The organism is Bradyrhizobium nanningense (assembly GCF_004114535.1).
Classification (GTDB): domain Bacteria; phylum Pseudomonadota; class Alphaproteobacteria; order Rhizobiales; family Xanthobacteraceae; genus Bradyrhizobium; species Bradyrhizobium nanningense.
The window spans coordinates 1-17891 of the sequence record NZ_LBJC01000072.1 but is presented as its reverse complement, the minus strand read 5'-3'; the positions used below and the strand labels follow the sequence as shown (position 1 = coordinate 17891).

Here is a 17891-nt window from a genome sequence, read left to right as displayed (position 1 = left end):
CGTTCCAGCTAGCCGTCGAGTTGACAAGGCAGGCGCGATGCCTTTCGCTCAGCCTTGGAGAAGAGGAGGTCAGGCGATGACCAAAGCGGTCCGTGTGCACAAGGTCGGAGGCCCCGAAGCCCTGGTCTACGAGAGCGTCGAGGTGCCGGCGCCCGGTCCCGGCGAGGTGCGGATCCGTCAGCATGCGGTTGGCCTGAACTTCATCGACGTCTATTACCGCACCGGTCTCTACAAGGCACCGGGGCTGCCGTTCATCGCCGGCAACGAGGCCTCGGGCGAGGTTGCCGCGGTCGGGCCCGGCGTTACAAATTTTCATCCCGGCGATCGCGTCGCCTACTATCACAATCTCGGCGCCTATACCGGCGAGCGCAACATCCCCTGGGAGAAGCTGGTCAAGCTGCCCGACCACATCACCCACGAACAGGGTGCCGTGCTGATGCTGAAGGGGCTGACCGTCTGGTATCTCCTGCACAAGACCTTCAAGGTCGAGCCGCATCACCGCGTGCTGATCCATGCTGCCGCCGGCGGCATCGGCTTGCTCGCCTGCCAATGGGCAAGGGCGCTCGGAGCCCACGTCATCGGCACTGTCGGCTCGCGCGAGAAGGCCGAGCTCGCCGAGGCCAATGGCTGCGACCACGTCATCCTCTACAACGAGGAAGATTTCGTCGCGCGCGTCAAACAGATCAGCCGCAATGAAGGTTGCGACGTCGTCTATGACGGCGTCGGCAAGGCGACCTTCCCGGGCTCGCTGTCCTGCCTGAAGCCGCGCGGGATGTTCGTCTCGTTCGGTAACGCGTCAGGTCCGGTGCCGCCGTTCGCGATCGCCGAGCTCAACCATCACGGCTCGCTGTTCGCGACGCGGCCGAAGCTCAACGACTACATCGGCACCCGCAAGGAGCTGTTGGACGGCGCCGACACGTTGTTTGCCGCCGTCATCAACGGCAAGCTGCACGTGCCGATCAACCACGCCTACGCGCTCAAGGACGCCGCCAAGGCCCATATCGATCTCGAAAGCCGGAAGACGACCGGCGCGTCGATCTTGAAGCCGTAGGTTTCGTGTCCCGGACAAGCTGCAACGCGTGAGCGTTGCGGCGCGGAGCCGGGACCCAGAGGGCGGCACGGGACACTGCGGAGAGATGGGCCCCGGCTCTGCAGCGCACCGCTCCCGGACGATGCTTCGCATCGCCTTGAGAGCGCTGCGCTGCGTCCGGGGCACGAGACTGGTTCTACGCCACCCGCCGGGCCGCGCCGGCCTTGGTCAAGATCCCGTCGAGGCAATCGATCATCTCGGCGATCTCTTCCTTCGCGACGTTCAGCGCCGGCATGAAGCGCAGAGTGTCGACCTGCGGCGCGTTGAGCAGCACGCCGGCTTCGAACGCCTGCGCGACGATGCCGAGCGCGATCGGCAGCTTGAGATCGAGCGCGAGCAGCAGCCCGCGTCCCCGTACGCCGCCGAGGCCATGCCGGGCCGAGACCTTCTGCAGCTCGCTTTCGAGCAGGAGACCGGTCTCGGCGACCTGTTTCAGGAAGTCCGGCTTAGAGATCTCCTCGAGCACCGCAAGCCCCGCGGCGCACATGATCGGGTTGCCGTTGAACGTGCCGCCCTGATCGCCATGCTCGAAGCAGGAGGCGCGTTCGGTCGCGAGCAGGGCTGCGAGCGGCACGCCGCCGCCGATGCCCTTGCCGAGCGTCATGATGTCGGGCGCAATCCCTGTGTGCTCATAGTGGAAGAGCTTTCCGGTCCGTCCCATGCCGGTCTGGATCTCGTCGAAAATGAGTAGCAGGCCGTGCACCTCGGTCAGCGCGCGCAGCTCCTTCAGGAACGCATCGGTCGCGGGCCACACGCCTGATTCACCCTGGATCGGCTCGAGCATCACAGCGACGGTGTTGTCGTTGATCAGCCTTTCGACCGAGGCGATGTCGCTGAGCTTGGCCTTCTTGAAGCCCGCGACCTTCGGCTCGAACAGCGGCTCGAACGCTTTCTTGCCCGAGGCTGACATCGTCGCCAGCGTCCTGCCGTGGAAGCCGCCTTCGAAGCTGATGATCTCGAACGCGCCGCTTTTATGCAGGCTACCATATTTGCGCGCGAGCTTGATCGCGCCCTCATTGGCTTCCGCGCCGGAATTGGTAAAGAACACCTGATCGAACGCGCTGCCGGCGACCAGCGCCTCCGCCAGCTTCAGGCTGGGCTCGTTGTAGAAAGCCGGGCTCGGCGTCAGCAGCCGTTTCGCCTGCGAGGCCAGCGCTTCGGCGACCGCCGGCGGGGAGTGGCCGAGACAGTTGACGGCCCAGCCCTGCACGAAGTCGAGATAGCGCTTGCGGCCGTCGTCCCAGAGGTAGGAGCCGGCGCCGCGGACGAACACGGCTTTCGGCCGTGCCGTGATGTCCATCAGCGCGTCGTACGGATGCGTCGTCATGTCGAACTCCTCTGGAGGCGGGTGGAAAACGGGCGCAAAAAGCAGAAAGGCCGCACCTTGCGGGTGCGGCCTTCTCGAAAACTTCAGCTGAAATTCAGTGGTTCAGCGGCGTCGTCGGACATGGCGCACCCTCTCATCGTCGCGGCAGCGACGACGGAGCATTTCGGTGCGCAGGTTGGTCCGGGCGTTGATCATGGGGCGCGGCAATACATGCGAAGGGCAGGGCTTGTCAAGCGGGCGTTTTGCAAGACACAGCCCTGGCGTGCATCGGTCAGGTCAGGTGCGGCGCTTCCTCGGCGTGCTCGTCGCCCCAATCCGCATCCGCGATGGCGGTGTCCAAGAGCTCGCCGCGCATCAGCTTGAGCGGCGATCTCCAGTACAGCGCGATGTTGTGGAAAGGGTCGGTCAGCACCTTGAACACCCAGACGAGTCCGGTCGTGACGTCGCGCGTGGCGAACAGCTGGAGCATGCGGGCAAGGCCGCCGCCGACGCCGATCGCGAGCCAGAGCGTGCCGACGTGACGGATGAAATCGAGACGCGTGGCGGGCGGATCGAACAGCCCGAACAGGGAAGGGAACGCATATAGCGCGAGCGGTGCGCTGCCCCACACCAGCAGCAGGATGATCTTGCTGGTCTGGTTGTAGCCGACCTTGACCGCTTCCTTGTAGTCGTTGCTGACGTCGTTGACGGAATCATAGCCGTTCGGCTCGAAGAAGAAATGCCCGGTCTGCCGCGTCAGCATCGCAAGCCAGCCAATGATGCCCGCGAGCGCTGCGTCCTTGAACAGCAGCGCGTAGCAGCCGAGGAAGATCACGGCGCTGACGAGGTGCAGCGTCTGGTTGACGGTGCTCTGGTGGTAGAAGCGGTAGTCGTCGAAGCGCTGCCTGCGCAGCATGTCCGAGAGACGGCTCATCAAAATCCTCGCTCGCGTTGAAATCCGCGGCAGAGTTAGGCCGAGTCCGTGACTCCTGCGTGAATGCATTATAGTGTCACATCGCCGGCGCGCGGCTTACGGCAGTGAAGACGACGACGCCTGCGGGCGGGACCGAGACGGATGCGAGGGCCCACGCAGCTGGCCGCACCCTGTACCGATTGTTTCCCGCCGTTTCACCGCTCGACCGGCGGAAACCATCCCGCCGCTGGCGCGTTTGTGATCGAAGGATGCGACTTGGTTCGAACCGGACGCAGCTCGGCTCAGACCAAGAGTGGCGGGACCAACGAGACAGTTTCAGCCTTGTCCGATACGCCTTATCCAATCGACCTCGACAGCGTTCGCGGCGCATTTCCGCCGGGCATCGAAGCGCCCCCGCTGCTGCTCGACTTTGCTACGTGGCTCGACGGGCGCCCGTGGGGCAGCGTCGGCTGCTTTTCGCTGCAGGGCCAGTTCTCCGATCACGCGCCGATCATCGACGGCAGCCCCTTGCGGGACAGGTTTTCGCTGTTCATGCGGCTGCCGGATGGTTCGGCCGTCGGCGGCTGGTACGGCGCAGGTCTCGACCGCGACAATCCGCCGATCGTGGGGCTGGGGTCGGAGGGCGATTACGAATTGCTGGCGCCGAGCCTCGATGGCCTGCTCGCCAAACTGACGTCGCAACAATTCGACAATGCCTGGAGCGATCTCAAGCCGCGCGACGAGGTCGAGTGCCAGACGGTCGAGCTTGCGCAGTGGCTCGCCGGACGGCCGCATGGCGAGCCGACAACGCCCGAGGAAACGTCGTCGGACCTGCCCGACTTCCGCGGCTTCGTGGAAAAGTGGAGTCGGGATCGCGAAGACTATTGGGCCAATCACCGGCTGATGGCCGAGCTCGGCTGGCGGCTGGCCGCGCATCTGCCCAAGGGCAAGAAGCCCTGGGACCAGACGCGCTTTGCGGTCGCGATCGTCGGCAAGCAATACGAGGCGCGCGTGCTCTCGCGCGGGCCCCAGCCGTTCGAGGAAGCGGTTTCAATCGAATCCCTGTTGCGCGATCTGCGCGAGGAGATGCGTCGTGCGCAGCCCGAGCTTGGGTTGTGGTACGCGATGAATTTCGGCCTCTATGCGGACGGCCGCATCATGCCCAACTTCGAATACGATGTCCGCCCGACGATCGACGGCGAGCCGGCGCTGCTCCCCGAAGCCAAGGCCGACCTCGCCCGTGCGCCGCGCCCGGAGCGCTGGGTGCCGAAATGGCTGGCGTGACTGATCCACATCGTCATTGCGAGCGTAGCGAAGCAATCCAGGCTGCCACCACGGAGGGATTCTGGATTGCTTCGTCGCATCAGCGCAAAATTGCTACGCAATTTTGTCGCGAGCTCCTCGCAATGACGGGGGCGTCAGAACCCCGCGACGCTGCCGTGGAGGTCGTATTGATCGGCGCGCTCGATCTTGGCGGTGACGATCTCGCCGACGCGCAAGGGGCGGCGGCTCGTGAGGTACACCGCGCCGTCGATCTCCGGCGCGTCGGCCTTGGAACGGCCCTTGGCGACGGTCGGTCCGACCTCGTCGATGATGATCTGCTGGCGCGTGCCGACCTTGCGCTTCAGCCGGCGCGCCGAGATCTTTTGCTGGCGAGCCATCAGCGCGTTGTAACGCTCCTGCTTGACCTCTTCCGGCACCGGATTTTCGATCGCGTTCGAGGTTGCGCCGGCGACCGGCTCGTATTTGAAGCAACCGAGACGATCGATCTCGGCTTCATCGAGCCAGTCGAGCAGATAGGCGAAGTCGGTATCGGTCTCGCCGGGGAAGCCGACGATGAAGGTCGAGCGCAGAGCAAGATCGGGGCATTCCTCGCGCCAGCGCTTGATCCGCGCCAAGGTCTTGTCCTGCGCCGCCGGACGCTTCATCGCCTTCAGCACCTCGGGGCTCGCATGCTGGAACGGGATGTCGAGATAGGGCAGCACCTTGCCCTCGTTCATCAGCGCGATGACCTCGTCGACATGCGGGTAGGGGTAGACATATTGCAACCGCACCCAGGCCCCGAGCTCACCGAGCTCGCGGGCGAGGTCGAGGAATTTGGCGCGGACCTGGCGGTCCTTCCACGGGCTCTCGGCGTATTTGAGATCGACGCCATAGGCCGATGTGTCCTGCGAGATGACGAGCAGCTCCTTGACGCCGGCGCCGACCAGGCGCTCGGCCTCGCGCAGCACGTCATTGGCCGGGCGCGAGACCAGATCGCCGCGCAGCTTCGGGATGATGCAGAACGTGCAGCGGTTGTTGCAGCCTTCGGAGATCTTCAAATAGGCGTAGTGGCGCGGCGTCAGCTTGATGCCCTGTGGCGGCACCAGATCGAGATGCGGATTGTGCGCGGGCGGCAGCGCGCGATGCACGGCGTCGAGCACGCTCTCGTATTGCTGCGGGCCAGTGATGGAGAGCACGCCGGGATAGGCTTGCTCGATCTGCTCGGGTTCCGCGCCCATGCAGCCTGTGACGATCACCTTGCCGTTCTCGGACATGGCTTCGCCGATCGCCGAGAGCGATTCCTGCTTGGCACTGTCGAGGAAGCCGCAGGTGTTGACGATGACGATATCGGCGCCGTCATGCTTGCGGGCGAGCTCATAGCCTTCGGCGCGCAGGCGCGTGATGATGCGCTCGGAATCCACCAATGCCTTGGGACAACCGAGTGATGTGAAAGATATACGCGGCGCTCTTTCCATGTAATCGCCTGGAACCTGCATCTGAATTGTTCGGATATGCGATCCAACTAATTGATCCGATGGCGAAATTCAATAACTACGTGCGCGGTACAATGCTAAAACGCAGCATTTACACGTATTATGAGGCAATCGGCCAGTAACTAGGGAAGTATGGGACCGATTGAGGTTCCCCAACGTGGAAGTTCGTTTCGATTGAGCGATGGAGGAGCCGAGATGAATTGCTCCAACACGCACCTCTTAGTTGTTATTCCGTCTCTGCTTGATTCCACGGAGTTTAACCGCGATGCGCCGTTTCATCTTCGGCATGGCTTTCGTTACCGTTTTCTATGGAGCGATGTTTCCGGCGCGAGCTGAAGTCGACAAGATCATCCATGTCTGCGACCGGCAAGAACGAATGTGTCCGGAATTCAGGCCACGCGTGATAGCGCCTGATGGGTGGGCGAGGGACGAGGCCGCGAGTCTCAAGTACGGCGCATCGATGTTCGTGCCTCACGGGAAGAGCTTCGGTAAAGCAGAAGTCATTATCTATGCCGAAGGCCGCTACAACAAGGACCGGACCGAATTGGTTCAATGGGTCGCTGCCAGTGATCGGGATTGGGCAACGACATCCGGCAAGAATGCCAAGATCACCGCGCTTCCCTCGGTCAACTCCAAGGTCATTATCAATCGCTACGACAATCCGTCCCTCAAGGACCAGCCCATCGAAGTGATCGCGCATTACGCCGATCTCGACAAGGACGGCAATTCCTACGTCGTGCGGCTAGCGGTCTCCGGCCTCAACGAGGCGGCGGTGCTGGCCGCCGTGCCACTTCTCGACAAGATGATCGTTGGCGCGAAGATTCCGTGAGAGCATGAGCCCAAATGCTCGCTCTCGGGTAACGACCGGTAAGGCTGCGATAGACTACATGAGTTCTGCTTCGCATCCGAAAGCTGAAATCTCGCCTTAGCAAGCACGATCCCGCCTGCTGGAGCGCATTTTTTGGAGCGACGGCTCAAGTTTACATTCGTTGTCTCAGGAGCACCCGAGCGACACGAAGCTGACCTTGGGCGCAGCCATCTGATCCACATCCAAATCTGCCTGATTGACCGGCATGAGCTAGTCCCAATTGCCCACAATTACAACCCTTTGCAGGGCGTTCCGGCGTGCTATGGATGAATCACCTGCCGTGAGTGAGCCATGAGCGCCGACCAGTCGCCCAAAATCGTGATCGTCGACGAAAGCCCGATCCGGGCTGCGATCCTGGAGGAGGGATTGCGGGAGGCCGGATTCACGCAGGTCGTCCATATCAGCGAGATGCAGAGCCTGCTTGCCCGTATTTATGCGGTGGACCCCGACATCATCCTGATTGATCTGGAGAACCCCAGCCGCGACGTGCTGGAGGCCATGTTCCAGGTCAGCCGCGCCGTGAAACGGCCAATCGCGATGTTCGTGGATCAGAGCGATTCCGCCTCGATCCAGGCTTCGGTCGAGGCCGGGGTATCCGCCTACATCGTCGACGGGCTGAAGAAAGAGCGCATCAAGCCGATCCTCGACCTCTGCGTGTCCCGCTTCAATGCCTTCGCCAAGCTGCAGGAGGAGCTCGAGCGCACCAAGTCGCAGCTCGAGGACCGCAAGATCATCGAACGTGCCAAGGGCATCCTGATGAAGGTGAAGGGCCTGACCGAGGACGAGGCCTATGTGCTGCTGCGCTCCACCGCGATGCGCGAGAAGAAGAAAATCGGTGAGATCGCGCAGTCGATCATCACCGCGTCGGAGATGCTGAAATGACCGCCCCCCTCCGCATCGGGTTCATTCCGCTGGTCGATGCCGCCGCGTTGATTATCGCCGTCGATAAAGGATTTGCTGCCGCCGAGGGTCTCGAGGTCGAGCTGGTGCGCGAGGTCTCCTGGTCCAACGTCCGCGACAAGCTCAATATCGGCCTGTTCGACGCCGCGCATCTGCTGGCGCCTGTGGCGATCGCGTCCTCGCTCGGGCTCGGTCACGTCAAGGTGCCGATCGCCGCGCCCTTCAATCTCGGCATCAACGGCAATGCGATTACGGTCTCGCCGGCTCTCCATGCCGCGCTGATGGAGGAGATCGACGGCGACCGGTTCGATCCGATGGTGACGGCGAAAGCGCTGGCGAAGGTGGTTGCCAAGCGCCGCAAGCTAGGGGCCGAGCCGCTGACCTTTGGCATGACCTTCCCGTTCTCGACCCACAATTACCAATTGCGGTTCTGGATGGCTGCGGCCGGGGTCGATCCTGACGAGGACGTGCGCCTCGTGGTGTTGCCGCCGCCCTATATGGTCGACAGCCTCGCCAATGGTCATGTCGATGCATTCTGCGTCGGCGCGCCCTGGAATTCGATCGCGGTCGATCTCGGCATCGGGCATATCCTGCATTTCGTCTCCGACATCCTCGACCGCGCAGCCGAGAAGGTGCTGGCGGTTCGCCAGGTCTGGGCCGACAAGCATCCGGACGTGGTCGCTCGTCTGGTGCGCGCGGCGGTGAAGGGGGCCGAGTTCATCGAGAATCCTGCGAACCTGATCGAGGCGGCGCAGATCCTGGCGCAGCCCGAGCGGATCGGCGTCGATGCCGAAGTGATCCAGCGCACCCTGACCGGACGCCTGAAGATTTCCCCTGACGGCACCTTCCGCGAAAGCGGCCGCTACCTCCTGGTGGGGCGGGAGGAGGCAGGGCGCCCCGATCCGGTTCAGGCCGCCTGGCTCTATGCGCAGATGGTGCGCTGGGGGCAGACGGCGCTTACTCCGGAGGGCGTCAAGACGGCGATGGCCGTGTTCAGGCCCGACCTGTACGATGCTGCCCTCGGCCGCCGGCCGCCCGAGCAGGCACCCGCAGCCTTCGGCGCATTTGCCGGCCCGGTGTTCGATCCCGACAACATCCGTGGGCATCTTGAGGCCTTCGAGGTTGGGCGCTGGCGGACCTGATTCCGTCTGCATCATTTTTGAGCACACCGATTTGCCGCCCAAATATTGATCAGGATGCACGAATTTCGTGAAAATGCACGGCCCGGGATTTTTCGGGCCCGTTCCTAATCGCCTGAAAAGACAAAGCTTTCCATTTCCCCCAAGCTGGCACGCAACTTGAATGTTGCAGTGCGGCCAGCTTGTCACAGGCGCCTGCTGAGCCGAGTCCCGCAGCAACGAAGCTGATCGGACCGTGGGGGTAGCGAAGCCGGCTCTTGCAGCCAGCCTCGGTCCTCGCGGGTCGCGCAATATCCGTCGATGCCACCCAGGTGGCCGCAGGAGCTTCGTTACCGACCATGAAAATCGATACGCTCGCAGTCGACTTTACCGACGAGCAGAAACGCTATCTCGAAGGCTTCACGACCGGTCTGCAGATCAGCCGGGTTGGGCGAGGTCTGGGCGGCAGCAGCGCCGGCAAGGCGAATGCCGAGCCTGCTGGTCCCGATGCCGTGCACATCAAGGCGCAGGACAAGGTGCTCGCGTCGGGCAAGAAGCTCGCCGACCAGGAGAAGTTCAAGCGCGACGAGCATCCCTTCGATGCCTATCCGCGGCTACGCCAGCAGGCGCTCGACAATGCGCCGCCGAGCCCGGCGGACAATTTCCGCTGGCGCTATTACGGCATCTTCTACGTCGCGCCGACGCAGGATTCCTACATGAGCCGCCTGCGGATTCCGAACGGCATCATGAAGCACTGGCAGCTGTCCGGCCTTGCCGACCTCGCCGACGAACTATGCGGCCCGTATAGCCACGTCACGACGCGCGCCAATCTCCAGCTCCGCGAGATTCCGCCGAAGAACGCGGTCAAGCTGCTCGAGGGCATCCAGGAGCTTGGCCTGTGCTCGCGCGGCTCCGGCGCCGACAACATCCGCAACGTCACGGGGACGCCGACGGCCGGCATCGATCCGCAGGAAATCATCGACACGCGGCCCTATGCGCGCGAATGGCATTACCACATCCTCAACGACCGCTCGCTGTACGGTCTGCCGCGCAAGTTCAACGTCGCCTTCGACGGGGCCGGCAGGATTGCCGTGCTCGAGGAGACCAATGACATCGCGTTCACGGCGTATGAGGTGAAGGACGGTTTTGGCGTCGAGCCGGGCGTCTGGTTCCGGCTCGGCCTCGGCGGCATCACCGGCCACAAGGATTTTGCCAAATATTCCGGCATCATCGTCAAGCCAGAGCAGGCGACCGCCGTTGCCGACGCCATCGTGCGCGTGTTCATCGACCATGGCGACCGCACCAACCGCAACAAGGCGCGGCTGAAATACGTGCTCGACGCCATGGGCCATGACGGCTTCCTCAAGCTGGTCGAGGAGCGGCTGAAGACGCCGTTCACCCGCGTGCCGGAAGAGGCATTCGCGCCGCGGCCGGCCGCCGACCGCATGGCGCATGTCGGCGTGCACAAGCAGAAGCAGGAGGGTCTGAACTGGATCGGCGTGTCGCTGACGCTCGGCAAGCTCAGCTGCGATCAGATGCGGGGTCTCGCCAAGGTTTCGCGCGACCTCGGCGACGGCGAGATCCGTCTGACCGTCTGGCAGAACTTGCTGATATCGGGCGTGCGCGATGAGAACGTCGAGCTTGCGATCGCGGCGATCAAGCAGATCGGGCTGGCGGTCGAGGCCTCGCACATCCGCGCCGGCCTGATCGCCTGCACCGGCAATGCCGGCTGCCGCTTCGCCGCCGCCAATACCAAGCGCCATGCCGCCGAGATCGGTGACTGGTGCGAGCCGCGCGTCGCGATGGACAAGCCGGTCAACATCCACGTCACCGGCTGCCATCATTCCTGCGCGCAGCATTACATCAGCGACATCGGCCTGATCGGGGCGCGCGTGCCGGTCAACGAGGACGACACGGTCGAGGGTTATCACCTCTTCACCGGCGGCGGCTTCGGCCCCGACGCCGACGTCGGACAGGAGGTCTATCACGACCTCAAGGCCGAAGACGCGCCGAAGACGGTCGAGGCGCTGCTCAAGGCCTATATCGCTCATCGCTCGTCTGCCGACGAAACCTTCCTTTCCTTTGCGCGCCGCCATGACGGCGAGACGCTGCGCAAGCTTGCCGATGCACAGGTGTCCGCATGAACCAGATCACTCCTCCGCCCAGGCTCGATATCATTCCCGCCAGCGCACCGTTCTCCGATGCGCAGCGATCCTGGCTGAACGGCTTCTTTGCCGGGCTGCTGTCGCCTGATGTCGCCGCGCCGCTGTCGGCGGAGCAGGGCGCCGCCGTCATGCAAGGCGCGGCCGGCGACGGTGACGACGGCGAAGCGCCCTGGCACGACCAGACCATGCCGATTGCCGATCGCATGAAGCTCGCCGAGGGACGCCCGGTGCGCCGCAAGATGATGGCGGCGATGGCGCAGCAGGATTGCGGCCAGTGCGGCTACAATTGCCACGATTATTCGGAAGCGATCGCCAGCCGCAGCGAAGCACGGCTCAACCTCTGCGTCCCCGGCGGCAAGGAAACCGCGCGGATGCTGAAGTCGCTCTACGAGGAGCTCGACAAGGCCCCGGCGGTTAAAACGGCGGACAAGCCGGACGCTCCGGCGCCGGCCGTGACGGTCACGATCGCAGAGCCGGGCCGCTCGCGCGACAACCCCGTGACCGCGACCTTCCTGTCGCGCCGCCTGCTCAACAAGGGGAAGTCGGAGAAGGAAACCTATCACGTCGAGTTCGATCTGTCCGAGAGCAAGCTCGACTACGTCGTGGGCGACAGCTTTGGCGTGTTCGCGCGCAACGATGTCGGTCTCGTCGACCAGGTCATCGCGCTGCTCGGCGCCTCCCATACCACCAAAGTGAACGGCAAGACGCTGCGCGAGGTGCTGATCGACGACGTCTCGCTGTCGCCGGCGCCCGACACGCTGTTCGAGCTGATCTCCTTCATCACCGGCGGCGCGGCGCGCGAGAAGGCGCGGGCGCTGGCGCAGGGGGAGGATCCCGATGGCGATGCCGCGACCCTCGACGTCATGGCCGGGCTGCAGAAGTTTTCCGGCACGCGGCCACATCCCGAGGCCTTCGTCGAGGCACTGGAACCGCTGCAGCCGCGGCTCTATTCGATCTCGTCGTCGCATAATGCGACGCCCGGAAAGCTGTCGCTGACGGTCGATTCCGTGCGCTACGTCATCGGCAAGCGCAAGCGGCTCGGCGTCGCCTCGACCTTCCTCGGCGAACGCATCGCCGAGGGCGAGCAGCTCAAGGTCTATGTGCAGAAGGCGCACGGCTTCGGCCTGCCGAAGGATCCGAAGACGCCGATCATCATGGTTGGTCCGGGCACCGGCATCGCGCCGTTCCGCGCCTTCCTGCTCGACCGCAAGGCGACCGGCGCGCCCGGCAAGAACTGGCTGTTCTTCGGCCACCAGCGCAGCGATTGCGACTTCTTCTACCAGGAGGAGCTCAATGCGATGAAGACCTCGGGTCTGCTCACGCGCATGTCGCTGGCCTGGTCTCGCGACGGCGAAAAGAAGTTCTACGTGCAGGACCGCATGCGGGAGGTCGGCCGCGAGGTGTGGACCTGGCTCGCCGAGGGCGCGCATTTCTACATCTGCGGCGATGCCAAGCGCATGGCCAAGGATGTCGAGCGCGCGCTGGTCGACATCGTCGCCCAGTTCGGCGCGCGTTCGACCGACGAGGCCGTCAGCTTCGTCGCCGAGCTCAAGAAAATCGGCCGCTTCCAGGCCGACGTGTACTGAGTGCCGTTACAATACGTCATCCGGGCCGGTTCCAACTGGCTCGGATTTGAACGAATAAGATTCTGGGAACCCGCACCTGGAAAGAATTTATGTCTGCGATTGGCCCCTTGCGGAGCAGGCGTATCGCTATTTCCGTCGCCGTCTTGCCTCACACCCTGGGTGATCCCTCATAATCCCGCAAATGGGGCGTTGGAGATCGACCATGCGCGAACTATCGGCGGAAGCCAGACTTCACCTTTACGCGCGCTCGCTCTCGCAGCGGACCCGGGCGAACGTCCATCATTTCGCGCTCTACAGCGCGTTCGCGATCATCGCGGCGATCGTGTTCGGCACGCTCTCGGTGCATCCGTTTTAAGGTGAGTGCCTAGGGTGGGTTAGCCTGCGGCTGCGCGAAGCGCAGTCCGCTGGCGTAACCCACTACTTGTACCGCCCGCCGCAGAGGTGGATTACGCTTCGCTAATCCACCTACGAACAAGCCTCACCCGCGCCTGAACGGCGCGACCTCGATCCCGGCATCCTTCAACGCCTGACGCAGCGTCCGCGCGATCTCCACGGCGCCGTGCGTGTCGCCATGGATGCACACCGTGTCCGTGCGCATCTTGATCACCTTGCCCGTCACCGAGACCACCGCGCCGTCCTGCACCATGCGCACCACGCGCTCGGCAATGGCCTTGGCATCGTGCAGCACCGCGCCGGGCTTCTTGCGGGAGACGAGGTTGCCGTCGTCCTCATAGGCGCGGTCGGCGAACACTTCGTGCACCATCGGCAGGTTGGCGTCTTCGCCGGCCTTCACCAGCTTCGAATTGGCGAGCACGACGAAGATCAGGCTGGGATCGACGGCTTTGATGCCGGCGGCGATCGCCTTGGCCGTCATGTCGTCCTCGCAGGCGACGTTGGAGAGCGCGCCATGCGCCTTCACATGCGTGACCTTGTGGCCGGCCGCGGTCGCGATCGCCTGCAGCGCGCCGATCTGATAGGCGACGAGGTTCTCGATCTCGGAGGCTTTGAGGCCCGCAATCGGGTGCCGGCCGAAGCCGTGCAGGTCGCGATAGCCGGGATGCGCGCCGACCGAGACGCCGCGCGCCTTCGCAAGCTCCACCGTCCGGCGCATGATATCGGGGTCGCCGGCATGGAAGCCGCAGGCGACGTTGACCGAGCTTGCGAGCTCGATCATCGCGGCGTCGTTGCCCATCTCCCACGCGCCAAAACCTTCGCCGAGGTCGCAATTGAGATCGATCGTCTTCATGGGTGCTCTCCGCCTTCCGGTCTCGTTGTTACGTTTAAGGCTCCGTGGTGACCTGCCATGTGCCGGCATCGACGGCGTTCACCGCGTGGCCCGCCACATTGGCATCGCTGAGCGCCTCGATGTTGAGCGCGACGCTGTCGGCCGCGCGCAGGCGATCGGGCAGGGTGCGGATCGTTTGCGCGAACTTCTTCGCCTCGTTCTGCGCCTCGGCCACGCTGACGGCCTTGAAGCGAAACGCCGTCCCCGCCGAGGTCTGTGCGAGACGGCCGATGTCGGCGGTGATCACGGTTGCGATCTTCGGATAGCCGCCGGAGGTGCCGCGGTCCATCATCAGCGCGATCGGCGCGCCGTTGCCGGGCACCTGGATGCTGCCGTTGACGGTGCCGTCGGAGACGATGTTGTGACCGTGCAGATGCTTGATCGCGGGGCCTTCGAGTCGGTAGCCCATGCGGTCGGAGGTCGCCGAGATCTTCCACTCGCTGTCTAGGAACAGCGCCTTGTTGGCGTCGTCGAACTCGTCGTCCTGCGGCCCCAGCACGACACGGATTGGACCGCTCACGGGTTTCGGCAATTCGATGCGCATCTCGGGTGCGCCGCTCGCGGCATCGACGCTGAATTCGTCGCCGGCCTGGAGCGGGCGCGGGTAGGGGCTGCCGAGGCCGGCGCGGGCATTCACCGCGAGACTGCCGAACACGAGTTCGCCCGTGATGGCGCCTTCGATCGCGAGATAGGTGAAGGCGCCGCCGCGGGCAAAGCCCAGCGTCAGCGTCTCGCCGTCCTTCAGCGTCACCGAATTGTCCATGGCGACCGCGTTTCCGGCGACGTCCGCGTTGCGCGGCGCGCCGGAGATCGCGACGCGCACGGCGCCGTCACGGGCGGTGAAGGCGGCACCGAACGGGCCGATCTCGACGGCGGCCGCGAACGGCGCGTTGCCGACGAGTGTGTTCGCCGCAGCCAGCGACAGCCGATCCATCGCACCGCTCACCGTCAGGCCATAGCGCTGCGCACCAAAGCGCCCGCCGTCCTGGACGGAGCTTGCCGGTCCAATGCTGGCGACGATGAGCCGGCTCATGCGTCCACCTGCTCGGCGATGATCTCGCCGGCTTCCGCAGCGCGATCCAGCTCATCGAAGGTCTTGTGGTCGATGGCGAAAAACGTCACGCGGTCACCGGGTTCGGTCAGGAAGGTCGGGTTGCGGTGGAGCTGATAAGTTCGCACCGGCGTGCGGCCGAGCAGATGCCAGCCGCTGGGGGCGGCCAGGCACTGGATTCCGGCCTGGACGCCGCCGATCGAGATCGTACCGGCCGGCGTCAGCAGCCGTGGATTCTGCCGCCGCGACATGTGCAGCGATTTGTCGAGGCCGCTGAGATAGGACCAGCCCGGCGTGAAGCCGATCATCGCGACCCTGTAGTCGCCGCCCGCATGCCGGCCGACGATGTCGTCCGGCGTGGTGTTCAGCGCCTTGGCGACGTCCTCGAGGTCGATGCCGTGCTCGCCGCCATAGGCGACGGGAATGCGCCAGCGGCGCGCCTTAGTCACCGGCGGGGGCGACTGGATCGCGATCGGAAGCAGCTTGTCGCCGAGCGCGTCGAAACCGATCTTGCAGGGGTCGTAATGCACGAGCAGCGAGCGATAGGTCGGCACGGTCTCGGTGATGCCGTCGATCGGACTTGCTGCGAGCGCCTTGTCCAGCGCCAGCACGCGCTGGTTGGCATCCTCGTCGATGGTGCGGCTGAACTCGACCGTGACGGCGCTGTCGCCACTGGGCAGAAGGCGGGGCGGGGGAAGCGTCGCGGCCATTGAGCTGTCGAAGAGCTGTCGAAATCGGGCTTTGCAAAGCGCGGGCTCGACCTTGAGTTCCGCGTCACTCCTGCTTCGCGTAAATGCGCCCGCAAGTCCAATAAATTAATGCAGGGGGAAGCGATAAAGCCTTGTTATCGCGTCGCATAAAGGCCCACCGGCCCTGCGTTATTGCTAGCCTCTTGGCCCTTGACGCACGGCCTGCGGCTCGCAAGATGCGCGCGTTATTTCCCGCACCTCGGAGCTCGTTGTCGTCCATGTCGCTGTCCCCCGAAGCCCGCAAGACCCTCGCCGGCATCACCACTGCCACCATCACCACGGTCCTGCTGAAGAAGGGCCTTCGGAATGTGTGGATGCGCGGCGCGCGGCCGCTGCGCCCCGGGCTGCCGCGGCTGGTTGGGCCGGCCTTCACGCTGCGCTTCGTGCCGGCGCGCGAGGATCTGGCGACGCCGGAATCCTGGTCCTCGCCGATCTCGACCCGCACCGCGATCGAGGCGATGCCGGAGGGCTGCATCACGGTGGTCGACGCCATGGGCATCACCGATGCCGGCATCTTCGGCGACATCCTCTGCGCCCGTATGGTCAAGCGCGGCGTCACGGCGCTGGTCACCGACGGGGTGGTGCGTGACGTCGAGGGCGTGCTCGGCACCAATCTTCCGGTCTGGTGCGACGGCTATGCCGCGCCGCCTTCGGTCGCGGGCCTCACCTTCGTCGGCTGGGGCGAGCCGATCGGCTGTGGCGGGGTTGCCGTTTTCCCGAATGACATCGTGGTCGCCGACCAGGACGGCTGCGTGCTGATCCCGCAGGCGATGCTCGACCACGTGCTCAACGAGGGCGTCGAGCAGGAGCGCATGGAAGCCTGGATCGTCAACGAGGTGAACAACGGCGCGGTGCTGCCGGGCCTGTATCCCATGAACGCCGAGACCAAGGCGCGCTACGCCGCCAGCAAGAAGTAACGGACAAGGAAACGAGGACTCTCATGGACATCACGCTCGCCGGCACGCGGCCGACCCGCCGCGCGCCCAAGGAACACTTCACCGGCACCGTATGGCAGGACCCCATCAACATGGCGCCTGCGCCGGCACGGCTGAACGTCTCGCGCGTCGCATTCGAGCCGGGTGCCCGCACCAACTGGCACCACCATCCGCTCGGCCAGACGCTCTACGTGATTTCGGGCGTCGGCCGCGTCCAGACCAAGGGCGGGCCGGTCAGGGAAATCCGCCCTGGCGACACCGTCTGGATTCCGCCCAGTGAAGTGCACTGGCACGGGGCCTCGCCGACCAACAGCATGTGCCACATCGCCATGCAGGAAGCGCTTGATGGCGTCTACTCGACCTGGCTGGAGCCGGTGACCGACGCGGAGTACGGCGCGGCGCTGGGCTAAGACTCCCGTGTCCCGGACAAGACGCATCGCCTTCAGGCGATGCGTCGCCGATCCGGGACCCAGAGCCTTCCAGCGACCACGATGCTGGGTCCCGGCTCTGCTCAGCAGCGTTGTACGCTACAGCGCGTCCGGGACACGGCAACGGCAACTTACACCTTCGCCGCCGTCCACGTGCCCGTGCACAGCGCGCCTCGCCACGTACCGGAGCCGACGGCGCGGCTTAGACGCCTCTAGTTCACCCGCGTCCAGGTTTGGCCGCCGCAGAACATGCCGCCGAAGGCGCAGCCCTGCACGTTCAGGCGATCGGTACCCTTCATCGCGATGGTCGAATCGTAGGTCGAACCGGAGTTCGGATCGAGGATGCGGCCGGACCATTTCTGGTCCTTGCCGGGCTTCATGTTGATCAGAACCTGCTCGCCGTTCTGGTTCGATTTGCTGTCGACCGAATAGCCGCACAGATTGCTGCCGCATTGCTCGATGCGGACCTTGCCTTCCTTCTCCTCGGTGAGCCAAACGCCGAGCGGTGAATTGAGATCGCGCGTGGCCGCAGCTGCCGGGGCAGGCGGAGCGACGGCCGCCGCCTGAACGGGGGCCGGTGCAGGGGGCGGAGCGGGAGGCAGAGGCGGCGCCGAAGGGGCCGCAGTCACGGCCGGGCCCGGCGGTGCTGTCGTCACGGCGGGAGGAGCCTGCTGCGCGGCTGGCGCGGGTGCTGGAGGAGGCGCCGGTGCTGCGGGCGGCGGCAGCACGGCCGTCTCGGCC

Annotated in this window: 17 protein-coding genes; 10 read left to right on the top strand and 7 right to left on the bottom strand. The window is 64.7% G+C overall.

The annotated features are described in order from the left end of the window. Positions 1-76: 76 nt before the first annotated feature. On the top strand, positions 77-1051 hold the full coding sequence (locus tag XH84_RS33200; protein WP_128918146.1) for a quinone oxidoreductase family protein: 975 nt from the start codon (positions 77-79) through the stop codon (positions 1049-1051). Positions 1052-1226: 175 nt separating this feature from the next. Here XH84_RS33200 and XH84_RS33190 read toward each other — a convergent pair whose 3' ends face one another. Both XH84_RS33190 and XH84_RS33185 read right to left on the bottom strand, forming a co-directional pair. After that, entirely contained in the window at positions 1227-2417 is a 1191-nt protein-coding gene (locus tag XH84_RS33190; RefSeq protein ID WP_128918145.1) for an acetylornithine transaminase, read from the bottom strand. 271 nt (positions 2418-2688) lie between these two features. Then, complete coding sequence (locus tag XH84_RS33185; RefSeq protein ID WP_164936089.1) at positions 2689-3330, bottom strand: hypothetical protein; 642 nt, start codon at positions 3328-3330, stop codon at positions 2689-2691. Positions 3331-3651: 321 nt separating this feature from the next. Here XH84_RS33185 and XH84_RS33180 point away from each other — a divergent pair, with 321 nt between their 5' ends. Continuing rightward, the gene (locus XH84_RS33180) at positions 3652-4593 is read left to right on the top strand and encodes a hypothetical protein (RefSeq protein ID WP_164936088.1); all 942 of its coding nucleotides are present in this window, start codon (positions 3652-3654) and stop codon (positions 4591-4593) included. Between the two features lie 134 nt (positions 4594-4727). On the opposite strand, the gene rimO is transcribed toward XH84_RS33180, so the two are convergent. After that, positions 4728-6047, bottom strand: a complete 1320-nt coding sequence (rimO, locus tag XH84_RS33175; protein WP_128918142.1) for a 30S ribosomal protein S12 methylthiotransferase RimO — start codon at positions 6045-6047, stop codon at positions 4728-4730. Positions 6048-6330: 283 nt separating this feature from the next. Here rimO and XH84_RS33170 point away from each other — a divergent pair, with 283 nt between their 5' ends. The 6 genes from XH84_RS33170 to XH84_RS33145 all read left to right on the top strand — a co-directional run bounded on the left by XH84_RS33170 (position 6331) and on the right by XH84_RS33145 (position 13057). Beyond that, positions 6331-6894, top strand: a complete 564-nt coding sequence (locus XH84_RS33170) for a hypothetical protein (protein WP_128918141.1) — start codon at positions 6331-6333, stop codon at positions 6892-6894. Positions 6895-7224: 330 nt separating this feature from the next. After that, positions 7225-7815, top strand: coding sequence for an ANTAR domain-containing response regulator (locus tag XH84_RS33165; protein WP_128918140.1), 591 nt, complete (start codon positions 7225-7227; stop codon positions 7813-7815). Beyond that, entirely contained in the window at positions 7812-8975 is a 1164-nt protein-coding gene (locus tag XH84_RS33160) for a CmpA/NrtA family ABC transporter substrate-binding protein (protein ID WP_128918139.1), read from the top strand. Before XH84_RS33165 ends, XH84_RS33160 begins: the two co-directional genes overlap by 4 nt. Positions 8976-9310: 335 nt before the next feature. Then, positions 9311-11095: a NirA family protein gene (locus tag XH84_RS33155; protein ID WP_164936087.1), complete on the top strand. Its 1785-nt coding sequence runs from the start codon at positions 9311-9313 to the stop codon at positions 11093-11095. After that, the gene (locus XH84_RS33150) at positions 11092-12702 is read left to right on the top strand and encodes a sulfite reductase subunit alpha (protein WP_128918137.1); all 1611 of its coding nucleotides are present in this window, start codon (positions 11092-11094) and stop codon (positions 12700-12702) included. Before XH84_RS33155 ends, XH84_RS33150 begins: the two co-directional genes overlap by 4 nt. 202 nt (positions 12703-12904) lie before the next feature. Further along, entirely contained in the window at positions 12905-13057 is a 153-nt protein-coding gene (locus tag XH84_RS33145) for a hypothetical protein (protein WP_164936086.1), read from the top strand. A gap of 123 nt (positions 13058-13180) precedes the next feature. Here the strand turns inward: XH84_RS33145 and XH84_RS33140 are convergent, their stop codons facing one another. The 3 genes from XH84_RS33140 to pxpB are packed head-to-tail and all read right to left on the bottom strand — an operon-like array spanning position 13181 to position 15748. Continuing rightward, positions 13181-13948: a LamB/YcsF family protein gene (locus XH84_RS33140; RefSeq protein ID WP_128918135.1), complete on the bottom strand. Its 768-nt coding sequence runs from the start codon at positions 13946-13948 to the stop codon at positions 13181-13183. A gap of 34 nt (positions 13949-13982) precedes the next feature. Continuing rightward, complete coding sequence (locus tag XH84_RS33135) at positions 13983-15020, bottom strand: 5-oxoprolinase subunit C family protein (protein ID WP_128918134.1); 1038 nt, start codon at positions 15018-15020, stop codon at positions 13983-13985. Next, positions 15017-15748, bottom strand: coding sequence for a 5-oxoprolinase subunit PxpB (gene pxpB / locus XH84_RS33130; protein ID WP_128918133.1), 732 nt, complete (start codon positions 15746-15748; stop codon positions 15017-15019). The genes XH84_RS33135 and pxpB overlap by 4 nt, the downstream gene beginning before the upstream one ends. Before the next feature lie 257 nt (positions 15749-16005). Here pxpB and XH84_RS33125 point away from each other — a divergent pair, with 257 nt between their 5' ends. Both XH84_RS33125 and XH84_RS33120 read left to right on the top strand, forming a co-directional pair. Next, positions 16006-16704 carry a ribonuclease activity regulator RraA gene (locus XH84_RS33125; RefSeq protein ID WP_128918132.1) on the top strand — a complete coding sequence of 233 codons (699 nt, stop codon included), beginning with the start codon at positions 16006-16008 and terminating at the stop codon, positions 16702-16704. A gap of 23 nt (positions 16705-16727) precedes the next feature. Next, positions 16728-17132, top strand: a complete 405-nt coding sequence (locus XH84_RS33120) for a (R)-mandelonitrile lyase (RefSeq protein ID WP_128918131.1) — start codon at positions 16728-16730, stop codon at positions 17130-17132. 230 nt (positions 17133-17362) lie between these two features. Here the strand turns inward: XH84_RS33120 and XH84_RS33115 are convergent. Continuing rightward, on the bottom strand, positions 17363-17891 hold a 529-nt coding region (locus XH84_RS33115; protein ID WP_164937415.1), incomplete at its 5' end, for a DUF2147 domain-containing protein.

What these genes read in the sequence shown, in the direction of transcription:
- XH84_RS33170 (WP_128918141.1), top strand. Translation starts at nt 6,331, where the DNA reads ATGCGCCGTTTCATCTTCGGCATGGCTTTCGTTACCGTTTTCTATGGA.
- XH84_RS33155 (WP_164936087.1), top strand. Translation starts at nt 9,311, where the DNA reads ATGAAAATCGATACGCTCGCAGTCGACTTTACCGACGAGCAGAAACGC.
- XH84_RS33160 (WP_128918139.1), top strand. Translation starts at nt 7,812, where the DNA reads ATGACCGCCCCCCTCCGCATCGGGTTCATTCCGCTGGTCGATGCCGCC.
- XH84_RS33190 (WP_128918145.1), bottom strand. Translation starts at nt 2,417, where the DNA reads ATGACGACGCATCCGTACGACGCGCTGATGGACATCACGGCACGGCCG.
- XH84_RS33140 (WP_128918135.1), bottom strand. Translation starts at nt 13,948, where the DNA reads ATGAAGACGATCGATCTCAATTGCGACCTCGGCGAAGGTTTTGGCGCG.
- XH84_RS33145 (WP_164936086.1), top strand. Translation starts at nt 12,905, where the DNA reads ATGCGCGAACTATCGGCGGAAGCCAGACTTCACCTTTACGCGCGCTCG.
- rimO (WP_128918142.1), bottom strand. Translation starts at nt 6,047, where the DNA reads ATGGAAAGAGCGCCGCGTATATCTTTCACATCACTCGGTTGTCCCAAG.
- pxpB (WP_128918133.1), bottom strand. Translation starts at nt 15,748, where the DNA reads ATGGCCGCGACGCTTCCCCCGCCCCGCCTTCTGCCCAGTGGCGACAGC.
- XH84_RS33125 (WP_128918132.1), top strand. Translation starts at nt 16,006, where the DNA reads ATGTCGCTGTCCCCCGAAGCCCGCAAGACCCTCGCCGGCATCACCACT.
- XH84_RS33165 (WP_128918140.1), top strand. Translation starts at nt 7,225, where the DNA reads ATGAGCGCCGACCAGTCGCCCAAAATCGTGATCGTCGACGAAAGCCCG.
- XH84_RS33120 (WP_128918131.1), top strand. Translation starts at nt 16,728, where the DNA reads ATGGACATCACGCTCGCCGGCACGCGGCCGACCCGCCGCGCGCCCAAG.
- XH84_RS33150 (WP_128918137.1), top strand. Translation starts at nt 11,092, where the DNA reads ATGAACCAGATCACTCCTCCGCCCAGGCTCGATATCATTCCCGCCAGC.
- XH84_RS33200 (WP_128918146.1), top strand. Translation starts at nt 77, where the DNA reads ATGACCAAAGCGGTCCGTGTGCACAAGGTCGGAGGCCCCGAAGCCCTG.
- XH84_RS33135 (WP_128918134.1), bottom strand. Translation starts at nt 15,020, where the DNA reads ATGAGCCGGCTCATCGTCGCCAGCATTGGACCGGCAAGCTCCGTCCAG.
- XH84_RS33185 (WP_164936089.1), bottom strand. Translation starts at nt 3,330, where the DNA reads ATGAGCCGTCTCTCGGACATGCTGCGCAGGCAGCGCTTCGACGACTAC.